The following is a 25,710-nucleotide window of genomic DNA, read 5'->3' as shown; positions in this document are numbered from 1 at the left end:
GAGGAAGCCTCGCCCGCTCATCCCCCGGTGAAACGGGGCGGCCGCTTCTCCGCGAACGCCGCCATCCCCTCGCGGGCGTCGGCCACCGTGGCGTGGGTCTTGAGGTGGTACGCGTCCTGGAGCCGCAGCCCGTACTCGGCCGGCTGTCCCCAGCTCCGCTCCCGCAGCTCCTTGAACAACCCCACGGAAGCGGTCGGCAGCGCCGCGAACCGGTCCGCCAGTGCCGCGAGTTCGTCGTCGAAGTCCTCCGGTTCGCAGAGCCGGTCGAACAGCCCCAGGCGCACCGCCTCGGTCCCGGAGACCATGCGCCCGGTGAGGTAGATCTCCGTCGCCCGCGCCGGACCTGTCAGCCGGGACATGAGGACCACGTTCCCCACGTGCCCGACCCCGGCCAGGCAGCTGCCGATGGAGGCGCGGGTGTCCGCCAGGCGGAAGTCGGCGGCGCAGGCGATCTCCGCCCCCGCGCCCGCCGCCGGGCCGTTCAGCCCCACCACCACCGGCTTGGGGAGGTGCAGGATCGCCTCGCAGACCCGCAGATAGTGGGCGTCCGAGGTGATCGGGTCGAAGGGGGTGTCCACGCGGTCGCCCAGCCGCCAGCGCCGGACGCTCTCGACGTCGTCGCCCGCACAGAACGCCCCGCCGTTACCGGTGATCACGACCGTACGCACCCGGGGATCGTCCCCCGCCGACATCAGCCCGAGCAGCAGATGGCGGGAGAGCGTCAGATCGAGGCTGTTGCGGCGGTGCGGCCGGTCCAGCGTCAGCGTGGCGACCCCGCCGTCGAGGCGGACGCGCAGCGGCACGTCCTCCTTGCCGTCCACCCGCCCGGCGAAGTCCGCGAAGGACTCGGTCGCGGCCCCCGCCCACTCGCCCGGGTGCGGCTGCCGCGTCCGGAATGCTTCCTGGCTCATACGATCTTCTCCCTGCGTATGCGGATGCCCGCGGCCTCTCTGTCCCAGGTCCCCGCCGTCACGCCCGCGGCACGCAGCGTGTGCTTGGTCGGCTTGCCGGTGGGGGTCTTCGGGATCTCGGGCAGCACTCGGATGTAGCGCGGCAGCATGAAGTGGGCCAGCCGCCTCCTCAGGAACTCCAGCAGCTCCGCCGGGTCGACCGGTGAGCCGGCATCGCGGCCCGCCACCACCAGCAGCACCTCGTCCTCGCCCTCGTCGCCGGGCACCGCCACCGCCGCGGCCTCCAGAACGGCAGGGTGGGCCACCGCCTGGGCCTCCACCTCGAAGGAGGAGATGTTCTCGCCGCGCCTGCGGATGGCGTCCTTCTTGCGGTCGACGAAGACCAGACCGCCGTCCGGGGCGCGCCGGAAGGTGTCCCCGGTGTGGAACCAGCCGTTGCGCCAGGCCGCCGCGGTCTCGGCGGGCCGGCCGAGATAGCCGCTGAGGAACGACCACGGGCGCTGTGCGCGCAGCACCAGCTCGCCCGCCTCGCCGTCCGCCACCTCGCGGTCGTGGTCGTCGACGATCCGGGCTGTGATGCCCGGCCGGGGCTCTCCGCAGTGCATCGGGACGCCCGGGGAGGGGTCCGGGGCGGAGAGCACCGGACACGACACCTCGGTCATGTTGAACAGCGCGCGGACCGACACCCCGAACCGCTCGGAGAACTCCGTCGCCCCCTCGGTGAACGGGATGACGTAGGCCGCCCGCAGCGGATGGCCGGTGTCCTGCGGCAGGGGCGGCTGCTTGAGCAGATAGGTCGCCATCACGCCGAGCAGCGTGCACAGGGTCGTTCCCGTCCGGCGGATCAGCGGCCAGAACTCGCCGGTGGTGAAGGCGGGCACGACCGTCACCGAACCGCCGTGCACCAGCATCCCGTACGCGCCGATCGTGCCGCCCGCGTGGAACAGCGGCAGTTGCAGCAGATAGCGGTCCTCGGGCCCGGCCATGCCGTGGAAGGCGGCGGTACAACTGCTGTAGAGGTGCGCGTAGGAGGAGACGACCCCCTTGGACGGGCCCGTCGTCCCCGAGGTGTAGATGACGGTCTGCGGATCCCAGGGCTGCGGCGCGGGCGACGGCTCCGTGAACGACGCCCGGTCCTCGCGCAGCCCGGTCAGTACCCGGAACCGTGCGGAGAGCCGTGCGGCGAGCGCCCGGACCTCCCGCGGCACGTCGTCGGGGCCCGGCAGCAGGACCACCGTGCGCACCTCCCCGGCACCGTCGGCGTTCTCCTCCAGCCGGGCGGCCAGCGACGGGCGGCAGACCAGCACCCGGGCGCCGCTGTCGGCGATCACCTGGTGCAGGATCGCCCCCCGGTAGGCGGTGTTGAGGGGGACCAGGACGGCGCCGGCCGCGTTGGTCCCGTACCAGGTGCGCAGCGCGTCCGGCCCGTTGGGCAGCCAGCTCAGCACCAGGTCGCCCGGGGCGACGCCGAGCGACTGGAGTGCGGCGGCCGTCTCCTCCGTCTCCCGGAGCGTGTGCGCGTACGTCCAGACGTCACCGTCCGGCATCAGCGCGTAGGGGGCCTGCGGGGTGTCGGCGGCGCGCCGCCTGAGCAGGGGCCCCAGCACGCACTGCTCGGCGGTCGGCATCGCGTCGGAGGCCGGGTCGAGCACATCGGCCGGCAGCCGCGGGGGAGCGGGCCGGGCCGACGGGTCGCGCTGGACCGGTACGGAGACGGGCCGCCCGGCGTCCGGCAGGGGCCGGGCGGCCAGGGGTGCGGGTCCGGACCCGCGCTGTCCGGCGCTCACGGGGCCTCCCCGGCGTCCGGCACGGGCAGGGTCTGCAGCCGGAGCACGCTCTGGTACGGCCCTCCGTACCAGAGCGACTGCCGGGCGGTACGGCTGTGCCCGGCCTCGCCGACCGGGCCCGGGACGTTGGGGTGGCGGTCCAGGTGCGGGAAGTTGCTGCTGGTGACGTGGACCCGCAGCCGGTGCCCGGGGGCGAAGCGCCACGCCGTGTCACCGAGCAGGACATCGGCCTCGTACGGCTCGTCGGGCGCGCCGTCCCCGGTGCCCTCCAGCCGGAGGCTGCCCTCGGCGACCAGCAGGGAACGTCCGTCCGGGTGCACGTCGGTGAGCTTGGCGACCACGGCGGTGGCGGGCGCGTCCGAGCCGAAACGCAGCCGCAGCCGCTGCCGGCCGACCACGTCCAGCGGCTCCGCCAGCGGCTCGGAGGTGTAGCAGAGCACGTCCGGACGGCCCTCCAGATGGGCCTGGTTGAGCGGGCCCGCCGTCAGCCGGCCGAGCTGGAGCACCCGTCCGCCGTGCGAGGGGACCGGGTCCTCCGGGTCGTAGGTGAACGTGTCGTGGCCCGGGCCGCCTTCGGGCGGTGAGGGCAGCAGCCTGCCGCCGTCGGCCCCCTCGGCGGGCCCCGCCAGGTACCACGGCGAGTCGACGGCCCCGGGCGGCGGCCAGGTGGCCGCCCTGTGCCAGGTGTCGTCGCCGAAGAGGAAGTACCGGACGTCGCCGGCCGGGGCGGGAGCGGGGTCCTGCCGGTCGCCGGCCGGCCGGAGGTGGCGGTCGAAGAAGTCCAGGTGCAGATCGGCCAGCCGTGCTCCTTGCGCGGAGCCGTACGGACCGGTGTTCACCTCCCCCTGAACCTGGGGGAGTTGGCCGGAGTGCACCCACGGCCCGATCACCAGCTCGTGCCGGCCGGGCACCGGGTCCTGGGCGCGCATGGCGCGGTGGAGCTCGATCGTGCCGTAGGAGAACACGTCGTACCAGCCGCCCACCGAGAAGGTGGGTACGCCGACCTCGCCGAGCCGGTAGTCGGCCATCGTCGCCACGCGTCCCGCGAAGATGTCCCGCAGCCTGCCGGGGAAGCCCTCGAAGTCCAGGACGGCGGCGAGCGGCCAGCGCCGCAGCGGCACCTCGGGCGTGGTGAGCAGCTCCACCACCTCGGCCACGATCGCCCCGTCGACCGGATCGCCCGCGGCCGCCCGGCGCTGCACCCACTCCAGCGCGGTCAGCCCGAGCCAGCTCGTGAGGTGGTCCAGCCGCAGGGAGCCGCCGAGCTGCTCGGCGTCGAGGGGGGCCGAGGTGGACATGGCGGGCGCGAGGGCCCGCAGGTGCGGCGGTTTCTCCATGGCGGCCAGCCACTGGACGATGGCCTGGTACGAGGTGCCCGCCATGGCCACGTTGCCGTCGCACCAGGGCTGTTCGGCGGTCCACTCGACGCTGTCGTAACCGTCCGGCCCCTCCTGGGCCCAGTCCAGCGGGGCCCACTCGCCCTCCGAGCCGAACCGGCCCCGGGTGTCCTGCACCACGGCCGCGTACCCCCGTTCCACGCACTGGGCCGGGGTCAGAGTGGCCAGCCCCAACTGGGACTTGCCGTACGGGGTGCGGAAGAGCACGGCGGGGCCGGGCGGGCCGTCGACGGGCCGCCACACATCGGCCCGCAGCACCGTCCCGTCGCGCATCTCCACCGGCACGTCGTGCTCGATGAGGGTGGTCCTGCCCATCAGCGGGTCTCCTTCGCGGCCTGTCCGGTGCCCCCGGCACGGGACCTGGTCAGATGGCGGGTCATGGCGTCACCGGCGGCCGCCCGCCCGGCCGAGGGCTCGACGCGGACCAGCGGGCCGACGCTCATCCGGGCCGGCCGGTCCAGGAGCCACGCGACGGTGTCCGCGATGTCCTCGGGAGTGAGCACCTCTTCTTCCGGGACGCCGAGGTCCGCGGGCCGGGCCGCGAGCCGGGTGGCGACCCAGCCCGGAGCGACGGTGACCGCGCGGACGCCGTGGTCGCGGTTCTCCTCGTGGACCAGCTCGGTGAGCCGTTGTACGGCGTGCTTGCTGACGCCGTAGCCGCCGCTGCCCGGCACCACCTCGGAGCCCACGCCCGAACCGATGGTGACGATCCAGCCGTAGCCGCGCTCCCGCATGCCGGGCAGCACCTGACGGGCCAGCAGGAACGGCACCGTGAGGTTCACCCGCAACTGCCGCTCCCAGTGGCGCTCCTCGGTCTCGTGGACGGCGGCCAGCCGGATCGCGCCCGCACTGCACACCAGCAGGCCGACCGGGCCCAGCGCGGCGGTGGTGACGGCGACCGCCTCGGCGGGGGCGCCCGGCTCCGCCAGGTCCAGGGCCACCGGCAGCGCGGTGCCCCCGCTCGCGCGGATCGACTCCGCGACGTCCTCCAACTCGGCCTCCCGGCGCCCGACCAGCGCCACGGCGCTGCCGCGCGCGGCCAGCCGGCGGGCGACGGCGGCACCGATCCCGGAGGAGGCCCCGGCCACCAGGGCCACCGGCGGGTCGCCCGAGGGACGGTCGGGCGCACCGGACGCGGCTGCGGGTGCGGCCTGCGCGCCGGCTCCGGTCCGCGTGTCGGCTCCCGCGCCGGTCCGGGCGCCGTCCGTGCCTCGGTCCGCGGTCATCGGCCCTCCTCCGCGGGTCCCGGGAAGCCGGGGCGCAGCGGCGCCACGTCCCCGAGACCGAAGCCGCCGTCCACCCGCAGCACCGCGCCGGTCATCCGGGCGGCGGAGCCGCTCAGCAGATGGCCGAGCACCGCCGCCACCTCACGCGGTTCACCGACCCGCCCGGCCGGGATCCGGCTGATCCAGCCGCGCCGGTGCTCCGGCCCCGCCGCGTCGCCCATCGGCGTCTCGATGATGCCGGGGGCCACGCAGTTGGCGCGGATGCCGTGGCGTGCCACCGACACCGCGAGACAGCGGATGTACTGCGCCATCGCGGCCTTGCTCGCCCCGTAGTACTCCAGCCCCGCCACCGGGCTGAGCGTGGAGCTGACCGAGGAGACCCCGACCACCGCTCCGGGCACCTTCTCGTCCCGCCAGCGGGCCGTCAGGTACTCGGTGACGGCGACGAAGCCGTGCAGATTGATCGCGAAGGTCCGGGCGGCGGACGCGGGGTCGCCGCCGACCGCGCTGAAACCCAGGTGCCCCGCCGCGTAGAGCAGGGTGGTGACCCCGTCGGCCGCCTTCCAGGCGCGTTCGCCCAGGGTGGCGGCGTCCTCGGCGTCGGACAGGTCGCACCGCAGCGGCCAGGCGCGTCGGCCGAGCGCGGTGATCTCGGCCCCGACCTCCTCCAGCGCCTGCGTACGGCGGGCGGCCAGCACCACGTCGGCCCCCCGTCCGGCCAGGTGCAGGGCGGCGGCCCGGCCGATGCCGCTGCTCGCGCCCGCGACCAGGACACGGTGGCCCGACAGGTCCTGACCGGTGACCGGCGACGGCGGCAAAGGGTCCGGCGGGACGCTGCGGCGCGGTGCGGGGACGGCGGCCGGAGGGCCGGGGGGCAGGGACGGGATCTGGCCGATCCCCGCGCCTCCGTCCACCCGCAGGATCTCGCCGACCAGGTACGAGCACCCCTTCGAGAGCAGGAAGGCGACGGTGGCCGCCACATCGGCGGCCGTGGTGGGGCGGCGCTGCACGAGACAGCGCAGCAGCCCGGCCTCGGCCACGGCGGACAGGCGGTGGCCCAGGCCGGGGCAGTAGCCGGTGACCACGGTGTTGCCGGTGACGCCGCGCCCGGCCACCTCGGTGACCAGGTGCTGCCACCAGGCCAGATCGGCGGCGAGCCGCGCGTGGCGGTCGGGGTCGGTCCCGGTGTGCGTCTCGCCCGCCGCGTCGGTCACCAGGACGAGGCGGCCCCGGCCCGCCGCCGCCATGGCCAGCGCGGCGGCCCGCACCCGTTCGCGGTCCAGGCCGGCCGAGCGCCCGGCGCCGTACGCCTCCTCGCCGAGCAGCAGCGCGCAGTACGCGGCCGGGGCGGGGCCCCGCGTGGGGGCGTCCGGGGCCGCGGGGGTGAGACCGAGGGCGGTCAGCGCCGCGGACAGGGCCCCGGCCGCGGTGCCGTCGCCCCCCGCCCCGGAGGCGTCCAGGGACACGTGGGTGCTGATCGGCGCCCGCAGCGGGTCCGGCCCCGCGGGCGTCCCCGGCCGCGGGGCGGTGTGGTGAACGTGGGTCATGGCAAGTCGCCGCCTTCGTATTCGATGACCATGCTCGTGGCGTCGCCGCCCGCCCCGGAGGCGAGCACCAGAGCGCTGTCCCCGCCGGTCGCCAGGCCGCCCGCGAGCACCGGATCGGCCGGCAGACCCGGGTAGGGGACGAGGGTGTTGGCACTGGGGGCGATGTGACCGTGGTGCAGCATGAGCAGGCTGCCGAGGAGTTTGACCAGGCCCCCGGTGCCGGCGACATGGCCGAAGACCGCCTCCTGGTTGGTCAGCCGCACCTCGCCCCGGTACCCGGTCGCCTCCCGTACCCCGTGCAGCGCCTGGCACAGGTGGTCCTCGACGAACCGGTTGCCGTCCGCGTAGTCGTTGACGAACGCCACATCGGCGAGGCCCCTTCGGGCGGAGGCCAGCGTGGCCAGGACGTCCGCGACCACGTTGACGGGCGGGCCGGTGGCGACGGTGGACGGGCCGTTGCTGCGCGAGGTGCGCAGATGCGCGCGGTGCAGCAGTCCCGGACGGCTCCCGGTCGCCACCGGGTCCTCCAGGACGACGGCCAGCGCGCCCTCCCCGGTGGCGTTGCCGGTCTGGACCTCGTCGTGCGGCCGGATGTCGGCGGGGTCGTCCGAGAGCGAGGAGGCGCGGTAACCGCTGCGCCCGGTGTGGCTGGTGCCCGCCACGAAGACCGGGTCCACGGTGGTGTCCACACCGACGACGACGGCGCGGTCGATGTCCCCGCACCGGAACATCTGCTGGACGAGATGGAGTGTCCGCAGCGCCACATTGCACGAACCCGCCACGCTCAGGGTCTGGCAGGGCAGTCGCAGACCGGACGCCACGGTGCCCACCACGCTGGGAGGGGTGCCGTTGAGCCAGTACTCCATGCCGAGGGCGGCCACCCCCTTGTCCCGGGCCAGGGCGTAGTAGCGCTCGGTCTCCGGGAAGGCGAACTGGAGCGAGCAGGCGACCAGCGCGGTGCGCTCCGGATCCAGGTCGGCGGCGGTCAGGCCGGCGTGCTCCAGGGCCCGGTGCACGGCTCCGGTGGCCATCAGGCCGGCCCGCGAGGAGCGGCTGATCTGCCGCTCCGACAGTGGCAGTTCGGCCTCCGGGTCCCAGCCGCCCACCGTTCCGGCGATGCGCAGCGGAAGTTCGGGATGGTCGTACGGTGACAGGCAGCTCGTCCCGTCACGCACCACACGCCAGAAGGTGTCCAGGTCGGTGCAGGCGCGGCCGTCCGGGCCGGGCAGGACGAATCCGGCACCGGCCAGCCGCAGCACGGGAATCTCAGCAGGCATCGCCACCGCCCAGCAGCAGCGCGCTGTTGACCCCGCCCACCTGGTAGTTGAAGCTCAGCGCACGGTCGAACCGCAGGGCGCGCGGGCTGGTGCCGGGAACCGGGTCGAAGCTGCACACGGGCGAGGGGGTGACGCAGTTGGCCGTGGGGCAGACCTGGCCCTCACGCATCATCATCAGCGTCAGCGCCGCGCCCAGATTGCCGAGCGGCGCGCCGCTGTGGCCGAAGCACGCCTCCTGCGAACTCACCAGCACCTGACCGGACTTCTCGCCCCACAGCGTGCGTACGGCGTTGGACTCGATACGGGTGAACAGCGCGTCGCCCTCGCCGCCGCCGTTGACGTACGGGATCCGCGCCAGCGAGGTGTGGTCGCCCAGGGCGCGGCGGGCCGCCTCGGCCAGCCCCGTGCCGCCCGTGTCGATGGCCACCGCACTGTTCAGGCCGCCGCGCGTGGTCGCCTGGCCGAGGACCGCCCCGTGCACCCGGGCGCCGCGCGCGTCGGCGTGCTCACGGCTCTCCAGGATCAGGGTCACCGAACCGTCGCCGTAGTTCATGCAGTCGCCCGCGGCGTCGTAGGGGCGCATCGGCCGGTCGTGCCGGGGAGCGGCCGGCGGGTCGCTGTTGTGCCGCACCGTCACCGCCTCGCGCTCCACCACCTCCCGCAACCGGTGCCCGTGCAGCACCCGTTCGGTGTCGAAGCGGTCCACTCCGGTGACGACCACCAGGTCGCTCTGGCCGGAGGCGATCATCATGCGGGCGATGCCGAGCAGCACCGAGGAGGAGGCGCAGCCACAGCTCACGGTGTAGTTGGCCCCCGTGCTGCCGAGCAACGCGGCCTGCACCGGGCCCACATCGCTGGAGGTGCCGGCCACCAGCAGCCGGACGAAGAGGGACTTGGCGTCCGACGGGCTGACGGTCGCCGGATCGGCGTCGTGCCAGGCGCGGTAGCTGTCGTAGTTGCTGTCCACCCCGGCGCGGGCGGTCAGCACGTCGGCGCCCCTCAACTCACCCGCCCGGTGGTCGAGTCCGGCGTCCGCGCACGCCTCGGCCAGCGAGACGAGCCCGTAGAGGTGGACCTCGGCGTAGCTGCGCAGATAGCGCGCGGGCATCTCCGGCAGCAGCTCGCCGAACGCCTCGCGGGCGCCGCGCACCGTGCCGTGGTGGAAACCGTCGCGCTCCACATGGCTGGTGCCGGTGGAGGCGGCCGCCCACACCTGCTTGGCGTCACGCACCGGTTCGTCGCCCGCGCCCGGCAGACAGAAGCCCATACCGGTGACCAGGGCGTCCCGGGGGCCGGGGGACCACGGGCGGGCCGCGGGCGCGGACAGCGGCTCCGGCAAGGGCGGCCCGCCCCGGTCCGGGCCGTACGCGGTGCTCACAGAGCCCCCGCGTCCACGTTGACGGCCTGTCCGGTCATCCCGCCGGAGAGGTCGGAGAGCAGGAACAGCACCTGGGCCGCGACCTCTTCGGGGCGTACCAGCCGACGCAGGACGGTGCTGTTGACCGCGCGCTTGAGATACCGCTCCCAGGTGAGGTCCGGCGGTCCGTGGTGCTTGGCGATGGCGGCCATGAAGGCGTCGCCGTACCGTCCGCCGTCGGTGGCGGCCGGACTGTCCGTGAGCCCGGGGCAGACCGCGTTGACCCGCACGCCGAAGGCGCCCAGCTCGGAGGCGAGCGCCTGCGTCATGCCGTTGAGCCCGAACTTCGAGGCGCAGTACGAGGTGTTGGCCGGCAGCCCGCGCTTGCCCGCGATGGAGGAGACCATCACGATGTTGCCTTCGCGGCGCTCCATCATCCCCGGCACCACCGCGCGGGCGACCCGGAAGGCACCCAGCAGGTTGATGTCCAGGGTGGCCATCCACTGGTCCTCGTCCTGGTCGCAGAGGAACGCCTGGTTGCGGGCCTCACCCGCGCAGTGCACCAGCCGGTCGATCGGGCCGAGCTGCTCCTCGGCCGAACGGACCGCGGCGCGCACGCTGCCGGCGTCGGTGAGGTCACCGGGGACCGCCACCGCCCGCCCGCCGTCCGCCTCGATCCGCTCGGCCAGCAGGCGCAGCTCCTTCTCGCTGCGGGCCAGGAGCGCCACCTGGGAGCCGTGGGCGGCGAGCATCGTCGCCAGCACGGCACCGATGCCGCTGCTCGCTCCGGTCAGAAGAGTGGTCCTGCCCTCGAGCAGGGTGGGGGAAAAGCCGCTGGTCATGCCGAGTTCTCCGCTTTCTTCGGTTTCCCTGGTTTCCCTGGTTCCGCTGGTTCCGCTGGTTTCTCCGGTTCCGCCGGTTCCGCCGGTTTCTCCGGCGCCGGGGTCCGGTCGACCGGGGGCAGGACGCGGGCGGGCAGTCCGCCCCCGTCCACTTCCAGCACGGTGCCGGTCACCGAGGGGTTGTCCGCGAGGAAGGCGACCGCTTCCGCCACGTCCTGCTCGTCGGACCAGCGGCGCAGCGGCACATGACGCCGGAGGTCGGCCATGTAGGCGGCGTGCCGTTCGCTCGCCGCCGAGCGGCGGCGCAGCGCGTCGCCGTCGATGACGCCGGGCGCCACCGCGCTCACCCGGATGCCGTACTCGCCCAGCTCGGTCGCCCAGGTACGGGTCAGCGCCTCCACCCCGGACTTGGCCGCGCAGTACGCCGACTGCCCGTACGCGCCGTGGCGGACCGTGGAGGAGATGTTGACGATCGCCCCCTCCGTGCCGGCCGCGAGCATCGCCTGCGCCGCGTGCCGGCCGACGAGGAAGGTGCCGGTGAGCAGGGACGTCACCACCCGTTCGAAGTCCGCCAGCGAGTGCGGGGAGAGCAGTGGCGGGCCGTCGGGCTGTTCCCTGACGCTCACCAGACGGCGGGAGAAGTTGTTACCGGCGTTGTTGACGCACAGTTCCAGCGGCGGGGCGTCTTCCCGCAGCCGCCGGAACAGGGCGGCCACCGACTCCTCGTCGGTGACGTCCGCCCGCACGGAGTGCAGCACCAGCCCGTCGTCGGCCGCCGCCTTCACACAGGCGTCCAGGCTCTCCTCGTTGCGCCCGCAGATCACGGTGTGCCGGCCCGAGGCGGCCAGACGGCGGGCGATCGCCGCGCCCAGGCCCCGGCTGCCGCCGGTGACCAGGGCGGCCCCGCGGTCCCCTGCGCGTCGGCCGGGAGCGGGCGTCGGGAGGTGATCAGACACGGAAGAGCAGCCCCCCGTAGTACCAGCCCGATCCCACGGTCGGCGTGTAGCAGAGGTCCCCGGCCCGCAGCCGGCCCTCGCGCGACATCTCGGAGAGCACGATCGGCACCGAGGCGCTGCCCGTGTTCGCCCGCGTCTCGTAGTTGGTGATGAAGCGTTCCTCGGGGATGCCGAGGCGTTCGCGTACGGCGGCGTGCAACTGGCCGGTCCCGGGGTGCGGCACCACCCAGTCGATCTCGTCCATCTTCGTGTCCGAGCGGGCCAGCATCCGGGTGGCCAGGTCGGCGTGGGAGTCGGCCGCGACGGAGACCAGTTCGCGGCTGCTCCTGATCCACCCGTTGGGCGGGTAGACGGTGACCGTCTCGCGGCCGGAACCGTCACTGACCAGCAGCGAGTCCCACAGGCCCCCGCCCGGCTCCGCACCGCGCGACAGCACGGTCGCACCGGCCGCGTCGCCCACGATCAGTTCGCCCTTGCTGCCCGGACGCACCCGGCGCGAGAAACGCTCACTGGAGACGATCAGCGCGTGGCGCCAGGTGCTGTGCGCCCCGAACAGCGCCGCCGCCGTCTGGACCCCGTGCACGAAGCCCGTGCAGGCCCCGCACACGTCGAAGGCGAGCGCCCGGTCCGCGCCCAGCAGATGCGCGGTGTGCGGGCCCCACTCGGGGACGAACTGACGGTCCGTCCAGTTGCTGAGGACCAGCAGGTCCACCTCACCGGCCGTGACGCCCGCCTGCTCCAGAGCGGCACGGGCGGCACGCACACCCATGTACGCGGGTGTCTCCTCCTCGTCCGCCACATGACGGCTCCGTACGTCGAGCCGGCCGATGACGGCCTCGTCCACGGCGTTGCCGGCGGGGTCCGCGGCCGTCTCGTTCTCGACCAGACGGCGCGGGTAGTAGTGTCCGAATCCGGACAGGCGCAGACCGCTCTCGCGCCACAGGGGAGTCTTGTCGGGCATCTCTCGTCTTCCCGTACTGTGCGGTGCCGCCGGGGCCGGGGACCGCCTGGCGGACGTGGGACCGTCGGAGCTCACGGAATCCGCAGGAGCATCGCGCCCCAGCTGAAGCCGCGGCCGATGCCGATGGTCGCGACGAGGTCGCCGGAGCGGATCTTGCCGGAGCGGATGTTCTCGGAGAGGCAGCTCGGGATGGAGACGCTGGAGGTGTTGCCGCGCTCCTGGATGTTGGTGAGGAGCTTCTCGCCCGGGATCTCCAGCGTCCGGCACACCTGGTTGATCATGTTCAGGTTGCCCTGGTGCGGCACGAACCAGTCGACGTCACCGACGCTCAGGCCGTTGCGCTCCAGGATCTCCCGGCCGACGTGGGAGAGCAGCTTCGGGCCGACCGCGCCGACCTCCCGGCCGCGCATCAGCATCTTGTCGTTCTCGTCGATGTCGAAGGCGTCGAAGTACGAGCCGTCCGCGTGCAGCGCCACGTCCAGCAGCCCGCGCTCCTCGGTGTCCGCCGACCAGACCGCCGCGGCGGCCCCCGCACCGAACAGCGCCGAGTAGCGGTAGTCGAAGTTCAGGATGGGGCTCGGGTTCTCCGCGCAGACCACCAGCGCGTTGCGCATCCCCAGGGCCGGGAGCATCGAGGCGGCGGTGGCGGTGGCGTACATGAACCCGGCGCAGGCGACCGAGGTGACGTCGAAGCAGGTGGCGTGGCGCAGCCCGGCCTGCCGCTGGAGCGGCAGCGAGATGTCCATGTAGTTGTTGGTGGCGCTGGAGGGGTTGGTCCGCGGCCGGGTGGTGGAGGTGGTGCCGATGACGAGGTCAATGTCGTCGGGCTCCAGGCCGGCGGCGGTCAGGGCGCCGTCCACCGCCCGGGCCGCCATCTCCACCGCGCGCTCCTTCTCGTCGGACGGCCAGTGGCGGCTGACGATCCCGGTGTTCTCGCGTATCCAGGCGTCGTCGATGCCCAGCGCGTCGATCTGCTCGAAGTGGGCGTTGGTGATCGGCTCGCCGGGAAAGTAGTGGCTGATACCGGCGAGCCGCACGGGGGCGATCGCGGTGGGCGGCAGGGGGCGGCGGTCGGCCGTCACCGGGTCGGGAGCGGTGTCGGTGGGAGTCATCGGTAGAAGCCTTCCGGGTCCATGGTGCGCAGCAGGGTCAGTTCTTCGGTGGTGACGGCCTTCTCCTCGATCAGGAGCCGGCTGACGCCCGCGGCGGGCGTGCTCTCGCCGGTGCCGTCGTCGGCCGGGGAGGGGGCCCAGCCGGTGAGGTCGCGCACGGCGGCCGCGGGACCGTCGGGCAGGTCCCGCTCGGTGCGCCCCCGGCCCGGCACCGGCGGCAGCCAGCTCGTCAGCTCGAAGGCGGCGCCCGGACCGGACCGGCAGAAGCGCCCGAACTGGCTGACCACGTCACGGACGCGCAGGCCCGGACTGGTGAGGTGGGTCAGCCGCCGTACGTAGCGGCGGGGCGAGGCGACCGCGACGACGACGCAGTCCACCGAGGAGGCGATGTCGTTGGCCCCGCCCGTGCCGGTGATCCAGCGGCCGTCGGGCAGCAGCGTCGTGTTGATGTTGGCGTCCGGGTCGATCTCCGCGGCGGAGAGCACACCCAGGCAGCGGGGGTTGGCCGCGACCGCGCCGCCCAGCGTCTCCGCGATGCCCGCCAGCATCTGCGAGCGCTCGGCGTGCCGCTGGCTGAAGAGGAAGACGTCGCCGGGCTCGGGGTCCATCGACTGGAGGCCCAGTTCGGCGGCCACCTGCACCTGGATGCCGTCGTTCGCCAGCAGCCGGGCGGCCAGCCACGCGGACATGTGGGAGGTGCCGATGCCGGCGAGGAGCGTGTCGTAGCCGCGCTCGCGGACCAGGTCGGCCACCGTGCGGGCACCGAGCACGATGAGCTGCTCCTGCTCGGTGGGCGGACCGAGCACATCCGTCTCGCTCTCGGCGCTCGCCGTCCTGCCGGGGCTGTCGGCGCCGTCGGCGGCGCCCGGGGGAGCGGGGAAGACCAGAGAGGCGCGGCGCTCCTCGCCCAGGCGCTCCAGGTAGTCGGCGTGGCTCTCCACCCCGCCGACCCACTTCTCGTACCAGTCGGCGGCGGACTGCGGGTCCTTGCAGGCGGCCACGATGTCGGTGAGGAAGTCGTAGTCGTCCAGGTAGCCCTCGACTCCGGCCAGTCCCCCGGTACGCAGCGACTGCGGGTGGGCGCCGAGCGGGGCCTCGCACAGGCCGAGGACGCGGGCGGCCGGGATCACCACCCGGTCCGGCATCGCCGCGATCACCTCGTCGTCGACGATCGCCTCCACGGAGGCCAGGACCCCTTCGGTGGCGGCGTACGCGGCCCAGGCGCCCTCGCCCAGCGGGGGGCAGGCCACGACGTTGCCGCGACGGTCGGCGCAGACGCCGTGGAAGAGGGTGAAGCGGGGGCGCAGCGGGCTGAGCAGGGTGACGGTGCGCTCCGGGTTCTCCGGGTGCGGCACCAGGTGCAGGGACCCCTCCTTGCCGTGGAGCAGGTCGGTCTCGGCGAGCATCGAGCCGGTGGTGGCGAAGGGCTGGCCGAGCGCGGCGGCCATCAGGCGCTGGGTGTAGCTGAGCAGCGACCACATCTCCACCTCGAACGGCCGGCCCTCGGCGAGTTCGCGGTAGAGGCGGTTGGGGCGGGGCGAGGGGTAGGTGTCGCCGAGGAAACCGGTGATCACCTTGCGCACCGCGCCGGAGAGGGCGAGCGCGTGGGCGCTGGAGTGGACGGCGGTGGTGCTGACGGTGAGGCTGTGGGTCCCGGCGAAGGCCCGGCAGAGCGCGCTCAGGAGGGCGTTGGGCCGGGACATCGTCGCCGCGGCGTGCACGTGGTCGCCCTCACGGACGAAGCGGCGCACCAGGTCGTCGGGGCCGGTGGCCCGGTAGGGGGTGCGCCGGGCCCCGTCCGGGCGGACGGGGGCGGCGTGGCGTTCGGGGGTGATGGTCATGCTTGCTCCAGGGCCATGACGGAGGTCTGCGAGCCGAAGGCGAAGGACAGCGAGACCGCGAGGTCGATCTCGGTGTCGCGCGGCCCCTCGGCGACGTGGTCGTAGTCGCACTCGGGGTCCGGGTTGAGGTGGTTGGCCGTGCGGGCCAGCCGCTGGTGGTGCAGCATCAGCGAGGTGGCGGCGACGTTGATGATCCCGGCCATGCCGAACGTGTGGCCGTACACGGGCTTGTTGGAGCCGTGCGGCGGCAGGCCGGCGTCGTCGTGGTGCGGCAGCAGACGGCGCAGGGCCCGGCTCTCGGCGATGTCGTTGTACCGGGTGGCGGTGCCGTGGCCGCAGACGTAGCCGATCTCCTCCGGCTTGCGCCCGGCGTCTTCGAGCACGCCCGCGATGACCGAGGCGGTGACGTCCCCGACCAGGTCCATGCTGGTGGCGTGGTTGGCCTCGTTGAGGGCACGGTGGCCCAGGACCCGCGCGTAGATCCGGGCGCCGCGCTCCCGGGCGGACGACTCGCGTTCCAGGCAGAGCGTCATGGCCCCCTCGCCGAGGGCGAATCCGCGCCGGTCGCGGTCGTAGGGGCGTACGGCGGTGGCGGGGTCGTCGATCTCGGGGGAGAGCACACCGTCGCCGAGCCCCAGGTAGCAGCGGGCGACCTCGGGGGCGATCGGGAACTCGTGGCCTCCGGCGAGGACGATGTCGGCGCTGCCCGAGCGCAGTTCGCGCAGGGCGATGCCGATCGCGTGGTGGCCGCCGACACAGGCGCTGCTGATGGTGGTGACCAGGCCGCGGGCGCCGACGTCGATGGCGGCCAGGGTCGCCGGGCAGCCGGCCAGTCCGCGGAACATCGCGGTGGCCTTGCCTCCGTACGGGTCCTGTTCGGGGCCGGCGGTGATGGTCTCACGCCACCAGGACAGGGGGCCGCGGGACGAGGACTGGACGATGCTCATCCGTTCCGGGGCGATCTGGCCCCGGGCGATCCCGGCGTCCTTCAGCGCGTCGGTGACGGCGGCCATCGTCGCCAGGATGTCGCGGTTGTACTTCGCGGCATGCGCCGGGAGGAGGTCCGGCAACCGGGTCGCGACGTCGAAGTCGTCGAGCTGCGCGGCCGCGTGGACGGGCAGCCCGGCAGCGGTGAACTCGGGCCGTTCCAGCCGGCTCACCTGTGAGGTCCCTGTGGAGATGTGGTTCCAGAACGCGTGGACATCAGGAGTGCCGGGTAGTGCACACCCGATGCCGGTCAGCACGATGGGATCGTGGGGGTCTGCGGAGTGAACTCGGCTGCTGTCCATGGCTCGAAGCTAACTCCCACTACATGAGCCTCGATATTGCCGTCAAGTACTCATGCACGTCTTTTCCGGTGACTGCCAGTACTTGATTTCCCGTCATGTACGTCAACGACTTGCGATGTGTGCCAACGGCCTCCGGCACATGTGCCGACGCTCCTCGGCACACACGTCGACGGCCCGGCACCTCCATCAGGGAGGTGCCGGGCCGCTTCGGGGATGCGGGACGGGGGCCTGGTTCAGGCGTTCTTGACGTCGCGTCGGTCCACGGCGTACGTACCGGCGGCGACCAGCGCGACGGCGCCGGCCGCCAGCAGTGCGACCCCGCCCCAGGGAACGCCGTTGAGCAGCGGGTCGTTGCCCAGCGCCCACTCCCAGGGCGAGATGTTCGCCAGTGGTTCCAGGGCGTCGGACATCGGCGCGATGGCGTGCAGCAGGTATCCGACGACGAGCACCCCCGCCGCCAGCCCCAGCGCGGGGCCGCGTCCGAAGCCGAACCCGACGACGGCGTAGGCGACGCCCGCGTGCAGGACGGCCAGCAGGGCGGTGGTCAGCGTCACCGCCGCCACCCCGCCCGCGGAGACGTCCATGTCGAACGAGACGACCGAGCCGTACACCGACAGCCAGACCAGGAAGCTGGTGACGGCCAGGCCGAAGAGGACGCCGAGGAAGCGCATCAGGAAGACCTGCCGGCGGGCGACCGGCAGCGCGAGCAGCAGTTCGAGCCGCCCCGCCTCCTCGTCCCCGCCGGTCAGGGCGGTGACGGTGGTCACGGCCATCAGTCCGAGCAGCAGCGGCAGCAGGACCGCGTAGAGGTTCCCCTTGAGGTAGCCGCTCGCACTGCTGATCTGGTCGATCCCGAACGCAGCGGCCACCTCGGGGGAGACGCCCGAGGAGAAGTCCTCCAGCGCACCGGAGCTCTCCATCGAGGGCCAGGCGCCGACGACGGAGAGCGCGAGCAGGACCAGCGCGGCCGACCAGGCGAGCAGGGTGCGTTTCTGGATCTGTACTCCGCGCCGGAAGATCTCCGAGCTGGGCGATGACATGTGTGTTCCCTTCCGGCCGTCCCGGGGGCGGCCTTGATCACTGAGACCGTCGCGGGTTCGCCCGCGGTCACTGCCGCAGCGGGCCGGCGGCCGGGGAGGTCTCCCCGGCGGCACTGCTCCTGCTGCCCGGGACGTCCTGCTGGTAGTACTCGAGGAACGCCTCCTCCAGGTCCGGTTCGGGCGCGGTGAGCGTCGTGATCCGGTGTCCCGCCAGGAACCGCAGCAGCCCGTCCGGCGAGCCGGTCCACGCCAGGGAGACCTCCTGGCCCTCCGGCCTGCGCCGCTCCACCGCCGATGCGCCCTCCAGGGCGGCCAGCGCGGTGAGCGGCACGTCCTCGCCGTCCGCGAAGGTGATGTGGAAGCGCTGCGCGGCCCCCCTGCGCAGCTCGCGCGTCGGGCCGGAGGCGGCGAGCCTGCCGCCCTGGAGCACCGCGACCAGGTCCGCGACCCGCTCGACCTCGGAGAGGATGTGCGAGGAGAGCAGCACGCTCTGCCCGTTGTCCCTGGCCTCCTCGACGAAGCCGAGGAACACCTGCTGCATCAACGGGTCGAGCCCGTTGGTCGGTTCGTCGAGGATCAGCAGTTCCGGCCGGGCCATGAAGGCGCCGATCAGGCCGACCTTGCGGCGGTTGCCGGTCGACAACCCGCGTACCTTCCGGGCCGGATCGACCCCGAACCGCCGGACCAGCTCGTCCCGGTAGGCGGTGTCGGTCAGCCCCCGCAGCCTGCCCCAGGAGGTCAGCGTCTGCTCGATGGTCAGCCGGTCGTCCAGCCGCAGCTCACCGGGCAGATAGCCGATCCGCCGCCGCACCTCGGGGTCGGTGGGGTCCTGGCCCAGCACCCGGACCCGGCCCGAGGTGGGACGGGAGAGACCCATGAGCATACGGATCGTGGTGCTCTTGCCCGCTCCGTTGGGCCCCAGGTATCCGTGGACCACGCCCTGGGGGACCGTCAGGTTCAGTCGGCTCAGCGCGGTGAAGTCACCGAACTTCTTGGTGACATCGGTACATTCGATGAGAGGGGTCACGTCTCTTCTGCTCTCTCCTCTTGCGTCAACGGCTTGTGCGTCCACCGTCGGCCGGAGTCCTCCGGCGGGTGTCTGGGGCATCGGGGGGGGGCGGGCCTCGGCGTCGGCCGTACGGTGTGCACGGCATGGTCACCGGGGACCGGATCTGATCGACGAAGTCGACGGCGCGGCTCACCGCTGCGGCGAAGCGCTCACCTCCCGTGGTCCGGAAGGCTCCGGCCGGGCGGCTGCGCGGGAGCGCGTCCCGACGCGGACGCGGCCTGCCACCAGTAACCGTTCTCCACGCCGAGCGCCGCCGTACGGTCCAGATGCCCGGAATCCCGCAGCAGTCTGACGCCCGCCGCCAGGAGCCCCGGGTCCTGGGCGGCCACGGAGGCCGCCAGCGCCTGCGCCTCGGCGAGCGCCCCGCCGTCCGGCACGACGCGCTCCACCGCGCCCAGCCGGGCGAGTTCATCGGCCCGCACGCGCTCCCCGGGGACCAGCAGCAGCCGAGCCGCCACACCGCGGCCGGCCCGGCGCAGCAGCGAGTGGACCGCACCGCCGCCCGGCACGGCGCCGACCTCCAGCTCCGGAAGGCCGAACAGGGCGCCCTCCCCGGCCACCACCAGGTCGCAGGCGAGAGCCAGTTCGAGTCCGCCCCCGAGTGCGTACCCCTCGACGGCCGCCACCAGGGGGAAGGGGGCTTCGTGCAACGCCGAGAACACCGTGCGGAAATGGGCCCGCCGCACCGCGCGGCGCGACAGGTCCCGCCAGTCGGGTTCGCGGGTGTCGGCGCCACTGGAGAAGGTCCCGCCGGCTCCCGTGAACACCAGCGCACCCGGCACGTCCTCGCCCTGATTCACCAACTCCTGAAGTCTTGTGGCGAGTTCTCCCAACATGGCGGTGGACATCGCATTGCGGCGGTGCGGCCGGCTCAGCGTGACCGTGACGACCCGCCCGTTTCGCTCCATCAGCAAAGGGCGTTCGTCACCCGGGAGTTCACTGTTCCTGCTCGCCGACGTGACCTCGCCCATTTCCGTCCTCGTCCCTTTTCCGGTCACCGTGTCCCGTTGGGTCATCCGCAGGGCCGCAGCAGTCTGAGCAGCTCCTTGCGCCCGGACACGCCCACTTTGTGGAAGACCCGGCTCGCATAGTTCTTGACCGTCTGCTGGGTGAGGCACAGCTCGTGGGCGATCTCCTCGTTGGAGCGGCGCCGGAGCAGGAGATCGAGAACCTCCTCCTCGCGCCCGCTCAGCTTCCACGGCTGTCCCGCCTCGGAGCGTTGTGCCACCTGGGCGCGCTCGGGCTCGTCCGCCCCCAGATGCCAGAAGTTGCGCCCGCTCAGCACATCGTGCAGCCCCTTGACGATGGACTCGGGCGGGCACGACTCGTGCACGAACCCGGCGGCGCCGCCCCTGATGCAGTCCACCACGCTGCGCGGGGTGTTGTCCCTGCTGTAGAGGATGACCCGGGCCCCGCTGTGCGCCAGGTTGCCGCGAATCCCCTGCCACTGCTCGTACTCCACCAGCGCCGCGTCCGGCCGCCCTCCGGGCAGGCCGCCCACAGCGGTGGTGTGCGGACAGCCGCCCAGTGCGGTGACGCCCGGGTCGCCCCGGAAGAGATCGAGAATCGCCTTGCGTATCAAAGGCGACGAGTGCAGGACCAGTAGTCCGTGTCTGCCCTTCTGTGCCATAACAGAATCCCTCGTGCTCCAACAGCGCCGGCTGATGCCGTTCGTTCGTCGTTCGACACTTTGTGAATGAGTTGCGCTCTGTCGTCGAAGTGATGCCTTCCTTGCTTCGGCGGCAGTCCGCTTCTGAGGCGGGTCCGAGGAAGTGGGGGCAGGATCGTGGAGGTGCCTGCGCGCGGCTGTGCGTATTTCTGCCGGAGTGCCGTCCTCCCTCAGGGGGGAATGCCTTTGCCGCCGGCAGGTGTTGTCGGTGCGTGAAAGATCCGCAGGGATCTAATTCCCCGTGGGAAGTCGGTGCCGCTCCGTCGCTGGTTCATTCCCACAGACGCCTGATACCGGGCTCCGGCGTGCAGGTTAAGGTTCTGTGACGTCCGTGGGTCGGGGCGCCGTGGCGATGGGCCGGGGTCCGCCGGAACTCTCGCCTTGCCGTCGTCCTGGGTCTTCACAGGGTTCGACCTGTGCTCTTCGATCTGGGCGGCCCCGAGAGCGACGATGGTGTCGGGGCCCTGCGGCAGGCGGTGACACACAGGTCCATGTGTCGTGCAGCTCTACATTCGAATTTCCCCCGAAGTCGAACGGTTTCCCCGAAATTCATGAGGAGCTCAAAGAGACTCGCCCGCCCCTGTGCAGGGCATGCGGCTGCTCATGTGCTCCACATCGGTGTGAATCCTGATCGATTCGGATAGCGGCTGTCAACAGATCGAATCCGCCCCGATGCCCCGTGCTCGACGATCCTTTTCCCTCGTTATCCACCGCTGACCTGCATAAACTCGCGGGATGTCGCCAAGGGCCGAGCCGGCCGACCGGGGCCGGGCACCGGAAGACTAGGAGAATGCCCATTCATCGGATTCCCCGCCGGGTGTTCGTGTGCGTGGAAGAAGCGAAGTGGGCGCGGGCGGTGCCGGCCGATGCGGTCGGCGTATCGCGAAGGGCCAGGTGGAACCGGATTGTTCCGGTTCCACCTGGCCCTGACCGCCGGCTCCTGCCCTCCTGAGGGGACCCTTCCGGCGGGAAGGCCGGGTCGCCCTGGGGCGTCCTCAGCCCCGGTGGATGGTGATCGTCGTCCAGGCACCCACGTGGACCCGGTCGCCGTCCTGCAACGGGACCGGGACGAAGGGCTGGATCGGTTCCTCCGAGCCGTTGACCGTCGTGCCGTTCGTCGAGTTCTGGTCGACGACCGCCCAACTGCCGTCCGGCTGCTGCACCAGCACCGCGTGCTGGTGCGAGACGCCCGGGTCCTCCGGCGGTGTCGACAGGTCGATGTCGGGGGTGTCACCTGTGGAGTGGCGTCGGCGGCCGATCGTGAGCTGGTTGCCGGTGAGGGTGCGCTGCTGCTCGGGCGAGTACGCGGGCAGGTTCAGGCCCGTGGCCTCGGGACCGGAGCGGTGCATCATCGCCATGAAGTAGTCACGGTCCGGACCGATCGTCGCGGTCCAGGTCACCGGAGCCTGGGGCTGCTGCGGGAACCCGCCGGGGCCGGGCGGCGCCTGGGTCGCACCGGGCTGCGGGTAGCCGTAACCACCGGGGCCGTTCGGGCCGCCGGGGCCGCCGGAGGGCGGGGGGATCACCCAGTCGTCGTCACCGCCGCCGAAGGCGGGGCCGCCCTGGTGCGGCGGACGGCCGGTCTCCTGCGGGAATCCGGGCGGGGCCGGCGGGCCGCCACCGAACGCCTGCGGACCGCCAGGTCCGCCGGGGCCACCCGGACCGCCGGGTCCGCCGTAGCCACCCTGGCCGCCGGGACCGCCGGGACCGCCGGGACCGCCGGGACCGCCGTGACCACCCGGACCGGGCGGCGGGGGGACCGGACGCGAGGGGTCGCCACCGAAACCGGGCGGGCCCGGCGGGATCGGCTCGGCGGGCCGGTTCACCTGGGACGGACGGGAGCCCTGGTACTCGTAGGAGTCACCGCCGTACGCCGGGCCGGGCGGCTGCTGGTACTGCCCACCGTGTCCACCGGGGCCACCCGGACCACCGTGTCCGCCCGGGCCACCGGGCCCGCCCGGTCCGGGGGACACCGGACGCGGGGCGGCCGGCGTGTACGAGGTGGCCGTGTTCGTCAGGAAGTTCCACCGGCACTCCTCGCAGAACGGCGCGCCGCCCTCACGCGGCGTGCGGCACTGCGGACACAGCTCCGGCCGGCCGCCGGGGCCGCCCGGGCCGCCGAAACCGCCGGGGCCACCCGGGCCGCCGGGCCCGGACTGACCGCCGGGAGGCGGAAATCCGTAGCCGCCGCCGGGCGGCGGGCGGGGGAGGAGGAGGCGGCGGGGGCACGGACCCCGCCATGCGGTGACCGCACACCTCGCACCAGTCGTCGGAACCCGACTGGTGTCCGTTCGGGCAGGTCGGCATGTCGGCGCTTCCTCCTCTCCTTTTCGGTCGCTTCCGACCGAAGTTCTCCGGCCTGGGGGGCCGGGCTCGTTCACTTCAGGTTCACTTCTTCACACGAACAGTCTTGGTGGACCGGGTTTCGAGTGTCATCTCGTCGGCCTCCTCGACCCTCGCTTTCAGTCGCACAGTACCTGTCGAGGCGTCGACCACGTCCACCACCTTCGCAAGCAGTTTCGCAGTATCCGCGTTGCCGGAGGCGCTCGCGAGCTGAACGGCGCGGCCCAGTTTGGACGTTGCTCCGTCGAAATCGCCCGCTTTGCGCAAATCGAGACCCTGTTGGATGACTTGCGCCAGTTCGGCCTGTCCGGTGTAGTGGGCGACTTGGGGGTTCAACGATGTGGAGGCGACCATGTCGTCCGTCCACACCGCCCGCACGAGACCCTGCGCGCCGAGCTTCTGAACTCCCTCCCCGGGCTGCGGAATGACCAGTGAGAGCCGGGCGGCGAGCATCTCCTGCCCGATACCGGCGGCCGGGACCTCGACGCAGAGGTGGTAGTCGCGGGACTCGTCGCCCCAGGACCCCAGCGGGTAGTCGCCCGCCCGCGGGCCGGCCTCGGTACGGCGGCCGGTCAGTTCCTCCACCGTCGGCGCGACCTGTTTGACGAACTTCACAGTCGCGCCCACCGGGGTCCACAGCCGCAGACAGACGTCCGCGACCTCCTTGCCCATCGCCGTCTCCATCATCCGCGTGAAGTCGGCGGCGAGTCCGGCCGGATCGGCGACGATGTCGGCGCTGCCGAGGAGGCCGGAGGCGATGGCTGTGACTTCTTTCACTTCCCAGTCGGTGCCCACTCCGCGGGCGTCACAGGTGAACCGCCCGGCGCACGCCTCCAGGGCCGCCTTCAGATCCTCCGGCGACTCGTGCTCGTTGCGCCCGTCGGTCAGCAGGATGCCGTGCCGGATCGCCGCGTCCGCCGACGACAGCAGCCGGTCGGCCAGCCGGAGCCAGGTGCCGATGGCCGTGCCCCCGCCGGCGCTCAGCGCCCGCAGCGCCTGCTTGGCCTGCTCGCGGGTGGCCGCGTCGGCGACCGCGAGCCGCCCGGCACCGGGATAGACCTCCCGCGCCACATGCGTGCCGCCGACCACCGCGAAGTGCACACCGTCGCGCAGGGCGTCGATCGCGGCGGCCGTGGCGTCCCGGGCGTTGCGCATCTTGGTCGGCGGACAGTCCATCGAGCCGGAGCAGTCGACCATGAGCACCACGGCCGCCGACGGGCCCTCACCGGACGCGTAGAGGTGGGGTGCCGCCACCGCGCTGCCGATGGTGCCGCCTCCGGTCGCGGTCACCGTGACGATGGCGTTGACCTCGCGGCCGCCCTCCGGCAGGTACTCGTTCTGGTACACGTCCACCGAGAACTGCGGCACGTTGGATTTCGAGAAGTTGGCCATGCCTGTTTCTCTCCCCCTGGAGAACCCCGCGACGGTGCGGAGCGACGACAGAAGACGGACCGGTCCCCTCCGGTTCGTTGGCACTCTCCCGCGGCTCCCCGCGGCTTCTCCGTAGTTTCCCCGCAGGGGCCCGCCGTACGCGGCCTCAGGCCGATCCTGCTCCCTGCGGCACGGCCGGGAACGGGACGAGGGCCACTGTCACGTTGTCGTGGCCCCCGCCGTCGAGGGCGTGACCGACCAGCACCCGGGCGGCGTGCAGCGGGCGGACGGCGGCGTCGACGGGGACGACCCGGGCCATCTCCTCGGCCGACTCCGCGTAGTTCCACAGCCCGTCGGTGCAGACCACGACCACACCGGGCCGGTCCGGCTTGAACGACGCGGTGTGCGGCTCCAGTTCGTAGGCGTCCGCGCCGAGCCAGCCGGTGATCGCGTGGGCGCGCTGGTCGGCGTACGCCTCGGCCTCGCCCATCAGCCCCGCGGCGACCATCTGCGCGGCCCAGGAGTCGTCCTCGGTGAGCCGGGCCGGGGGCGCGCTGCGGTCGACCGGCACCCAGTACACGCGGCTGTCGCCGACCCAGCCGACGACCAGCAGGCCGTCGGTCACCACACTGCCGACGAAGGTGCAGGCGGGGGCGTTCTGGTGCGGGGACCGTTCACGCTCCGTGGCGGGCTCGTCGGCCAGCACGTCGACCGCGTCCGCCGCGGCGACGATCGCGTCGTGCATCGCCTGCTGCGGGTGCGTGCCGCGCGGCAGGGCCGCGAGCAGCGACTCGGTCGCCGCCCGGGACGCGGCCAGCGACGCCTCGTCGGGCCGGGTCGCGGAGGAGACGCCGTCGCAGACGACAGCGACCGAGGCGGGGGAGCCGTCGGGCAGCGTGGTGGTGCCGATCCCGAAGGCGTCCTCGTTGCGGTGGTGGCGCAGGCCACGGTCACTGACCGCGGCCAGCGGGCCGCATTCCTGTTCCATGTGGTCCCGTTCGCGTGGCTGGGCGTGGCCGCAGTTCTCGCAGTAGCCGTCGTCGTCCACCCTGCCCGCACGGCAGGCCACGCACACCGTGGTGTCCGGGACGCCTGCGGTCGCCGGGGTGCCCGCGGAATCCGGGGCGGACTGTCCGCGCTCGGCGGACACGCGCGGGTCCGGGGCCTGGAGCGGGTACTCCTCGGGCTGCGCGGCCGGTTGGGCGGGGCGGTCGAAGCGCACCCCGGAGGACCGGGCCGCGCCGGCGGCGGGAGGCGCGGCGGGCGGGGGCGCGGCGGGCGGAGGCGGGGCGGCAGGGCGCGGTGGCACGACCGCTGGTGCCGGGGTCGCGGGTGTGGGTGCGGGGCGGGGGGTGGGGCCGGACAGCGGCAGGCCGGCCGAGTCCGTGCCCGCCAGGTCCGTCGGCCGGTGCGTCGGGGCGGACGCGCCGGAGCCCTCCGGACCGGCGGCGGGCCAGCCCGGTCCGGCCGGCGGCGCGGGCGGCGCCGGGGGCGCCGCAGGGGGCGTCTGCGGGGGCCGGACCGCCGCCCCGCGCTCCGCCGGGCTCGGAGCGGGCACCGAACCGTTCATGGCGATCGTCGGATGGTCCGTCGGCGGTGCCGGGACCGCCGACAGGTCGTATCCGCACGCACCGCAGAAACGATCACCCGACTCGAGGGGTTCCTCGCAGCTCGGGCACTTCGACAGAGCGGCCTGCTTGGGCATTTGCGACATC

General features: G+C 73.2%; 20 protein-coding genes. All 20 read right to left on the bottom strand.

The window, feature by feature from the left end:
- Positions 1–17: 17 nt before the first annotated feature.
- Positions 18–911 (bottom strand): enoyl-CoA hydratase/isomerase family protein, encoded by an 894-nt coding sequence (locus ACVW19_RS11340; protein ID WP_457458918.1) that lies wholly within the window; start codon positions 909–911, stop codon positions 18–20.
- Positions 908–2,698 (bottom strand): AMP-binding protein, encoded by a 1,791-nt coding sequence (locus ACVW19_RS11335; RefSeq protein ID WP_457458916.1) that lies wholly within the window; start codon positions 2,696–2,698, stop codon positions 908–910. Before ACVW19_RS11335 ends, ACVW19_RS11340 begins: the two co-directional genes overlap by 4 nt.
- Positions 2,695–4,410: a CocE/NonD family hydrolase gene (locus ACVW19_RS11330; RefSeq protein WP_457458914.1), complete on the bottom strand. Its 1,716-nt coding sequence runs from the start codon at positions 4,408–4,410 to the stop codon at positions 2,695–2,697. Before ACVW19_RS11330 ends, ACVW19_RS11335 begins: the two co-directional genes overlap by 4 nt.
- A complete protein-coding gene (locus tag ACVW19_RS11325; RefSeq protein WP_457458912.1) occupies positions 4,410–5,321 on the bottom strand; it encodes an SDR family oxidoreductase in 912 nt (303 codons plus the stop codon). The genes ACVW19_RS11330 and ACVW19_RS11325 overlap by 1 nt, the downstream gene beginning before the upstream one ends.
- Entirely contained in the window at positions 5,318–6,868 is a 1,551-nt protein-coding gene (locus ACVW19_RS11320; protein WP_457458910.1) for an SDR family NAD(P)-dependent oxidoreductase, read from the bottom strand. Before ACVW19_RS11320 ends, ACVW19_RS11325 begins: the two co-directional genes overlap by 4 nt.
- The gene (locus tag ACVW19_RS11315; RefSeq protein ID WP_457458908.1) at positions 6,865–8,145 is read right to left on the bottom strand and encodes a beta-ketoacyl synthase; all 1,281 of its coding nucleotides are present in this window, start codon (positions 8,143–8,145) and stop codon (positions 6,865–6,867) included. The genes ACVW19_RS11320 and ACVW19_RS11315 overlap by 4 nt, the downstream gene beginning before the upstream one ends.
- Complete coding sequence (locus ACVW19_RS11310) at positions 8,135–9,523, bottom strand: beta-ketoacyl-[acyl-carrier-protein] synthase family protein (protein WP_457458906.1); 1,389 nt, start codon at positions 9,521–9,523, stop codon at positions 8,135–8,137. The genes ACVW19_RS11315 and ACVW19_RS11310 overlap by 11 nt, the downstream gene beginning before the upstream one ends.
- On the bottom strand, positions 9,520–10,344 hold the full coding sequence (locus tag ACVW19_RS11305; RefSeq protein WP_457458904.1) for an SDR family NAD(P)-dependent oxidoreductase: 825 nt from the start codon (positions 10,342–10,344) through the stop codon (positions 9,520–9,522). The genes ACVW19_RS11310 and ACVW19_RS11305 overlap by 4 nt, the downstream gene beginning before the upstream one ends.
- The gene (locus ACVW19_RS11300; protein WP_457458903.1) at positions 10,341–11,300 is read right to left on the bottom strand and encodes an SDR family NAD(P)-dependent oxidoreductase; all 960 of its coding nucleotides are present in this window, start codon (positions 11,298–11,300) and stop codon (positions 10,341–10,343) included. Before ACVW19_RS11300 ends, ACVW19_RS11305 begins: the two co-directional genes overlap by 4 nt.
- Complete coding sequence (locus ACVW19_RS11295; protein WP_457458901.1) at positions 11,293–12,261, bottom strand: ketoacyl-ACP synthase III; 969 nt, start codon at positions 12,259–12,261, stop codon at positions 11,293–11,295. The genes ACVW19_RS11300 and ACVW19_RS11295 overlap by 8 nt, the downstream gene beginning before the upstream one ends.
- Positions 12,262–12,332: 71 nt before the next feature.
- Positions 12,333–13,373 (bottom strand): ketoacyl-ACP synthase III, encoded by a 1,041-nt coding sequence (locus ACVW19_RS11290; RefSeq protein WP_457458899.1) that lies wholly within the window; start codon positions 13,371–13,373, stop codon positions 12,333–12,335.
- On the bottom strand, positions 13,370–15,214 hold the full coding sequence (locus ACVW19_RS11285) for a CoA-transferase (RefSeq protein WP_457458897.1): 1,845 nt from the start codon (positions 15,212–15,214) through the stop codon (positions 13,370–13,372). The genes ACVW19_RS11290 and ACVW19_RS11285 overlap by 4 nt, the downstream gene beginning before the upstream one ends.
- A complete protein-coding gene (locus ACVW19_RS11280) occupies positions 15,211–16,503 on the bottom strand; it encodes a beta-ketoacyl-[acyl-carrier-protein] synthase family protein (RefSeq protein WP_457458895.1) in 1,293 nt (430 codons plus the stop codon). The genes ACVW19_RS11285 and ACVW19_RS11280 overlap by 4 nt, the downstream gene beginning before the upstream one ends.
- A 233-nt stretch (positions 16,504–16,736) precedes the next feature.
- Positions 16,737–17,543 carry an ABC transporter permease subunit gene (locus ACVW19_RS11275; protein ID WP_457458893.1) on the bottom strand — a complete coding sequence of 269 codons (807 nt, stop codon included), beginning with the start codon at positions 17,541–17,543 and terminating at the stop codon, positions 16,737–16,739.
- Positions 17,544–17,610: 67 nt separating this feature from the next.
- Entirely contained in the window at positions 17,611–18,570 is a 960-nt protein-coding gene (locus ACVW19_RS11270; protein WP_457458891.1) for an ATP-binding cassette domain-containing protein, read from the bottom strand.
- Positions 18,571–18,761: 191 nt separating this feature from the next.
- Positions 18,762–19,520 carry an enoyl-CoA hydratase/isomerase family protein gene (locus tag ACVW19_RS11265; RefSeq protein ID WP_457458889.1) on the bottom strand — a complete coding sequence of 253 codons (759 nt, stop codon included), beginning with the start codon at positions 19,518–19,520 and terminating at the stop codon, positions 18,762–18,764.
- A gap of 104 nt (positions 19,521–19,624) precedes the next feature.
- Positions 19,625–20,242, bottom strand: a complete 618-nt coding sequence (locus ACVW19_RS11260; RefSeq protein ID WP_457458887.1) for a response regulator transcription factor — start codon at positions 20,240–20,242, stop codon at positions 19,625–19,627.
- Between the two features lie 1,034 nt (positions 20,243–21,276).
- Positions 21,277–22,368 carry an FHA domain-containing protein gene (locus ACVW19_RS11255; RefSeq protein WP_457464553.1) on the bottom strand — a complete coding sequence of 364 codons (1,092 nt, stop codon included), beginning with the start codon at positions 22,366–22,368 and terminating at the stop codon, positions 21,277–21,279.
- Positions 22,369–22,669: 301 nt separating this feature from the next.
- Positions 22,670–24,016, bottom strand: a complete 1,347-nt coding sequence (locus ACVW19_RS11250) for a vWA domain-containing protein (RefSeq protein ID WP_457458885.1) — start codon at positions 24,014–24,016, stop codon at positions 22,670–22,672.
- Positions 24,017–24,161: 145 nt separating this feature from the next.
- Positions 24,162–25,709, bottom strand: a complete 1,548-nt coding sequence (locus tag ACVW19_RS11245; protein WP_457458883.1) for a PP2C family serine/threonine-protein phosphatase — start codon at positions 25,707–25,709, stop codon at positions 24,162–24,164.
- Between the last annotated feature and the right edge of the window lies 1 nt (position 25,710).

The organism is Streptomyces sp. TE5632, assembly GCF_054061295.1.
The sequence above is the reverse complement of the archived record's forward strand: the minus strand, read 5'-3'. Positions and strand labels throughout refer to the sequence as shown.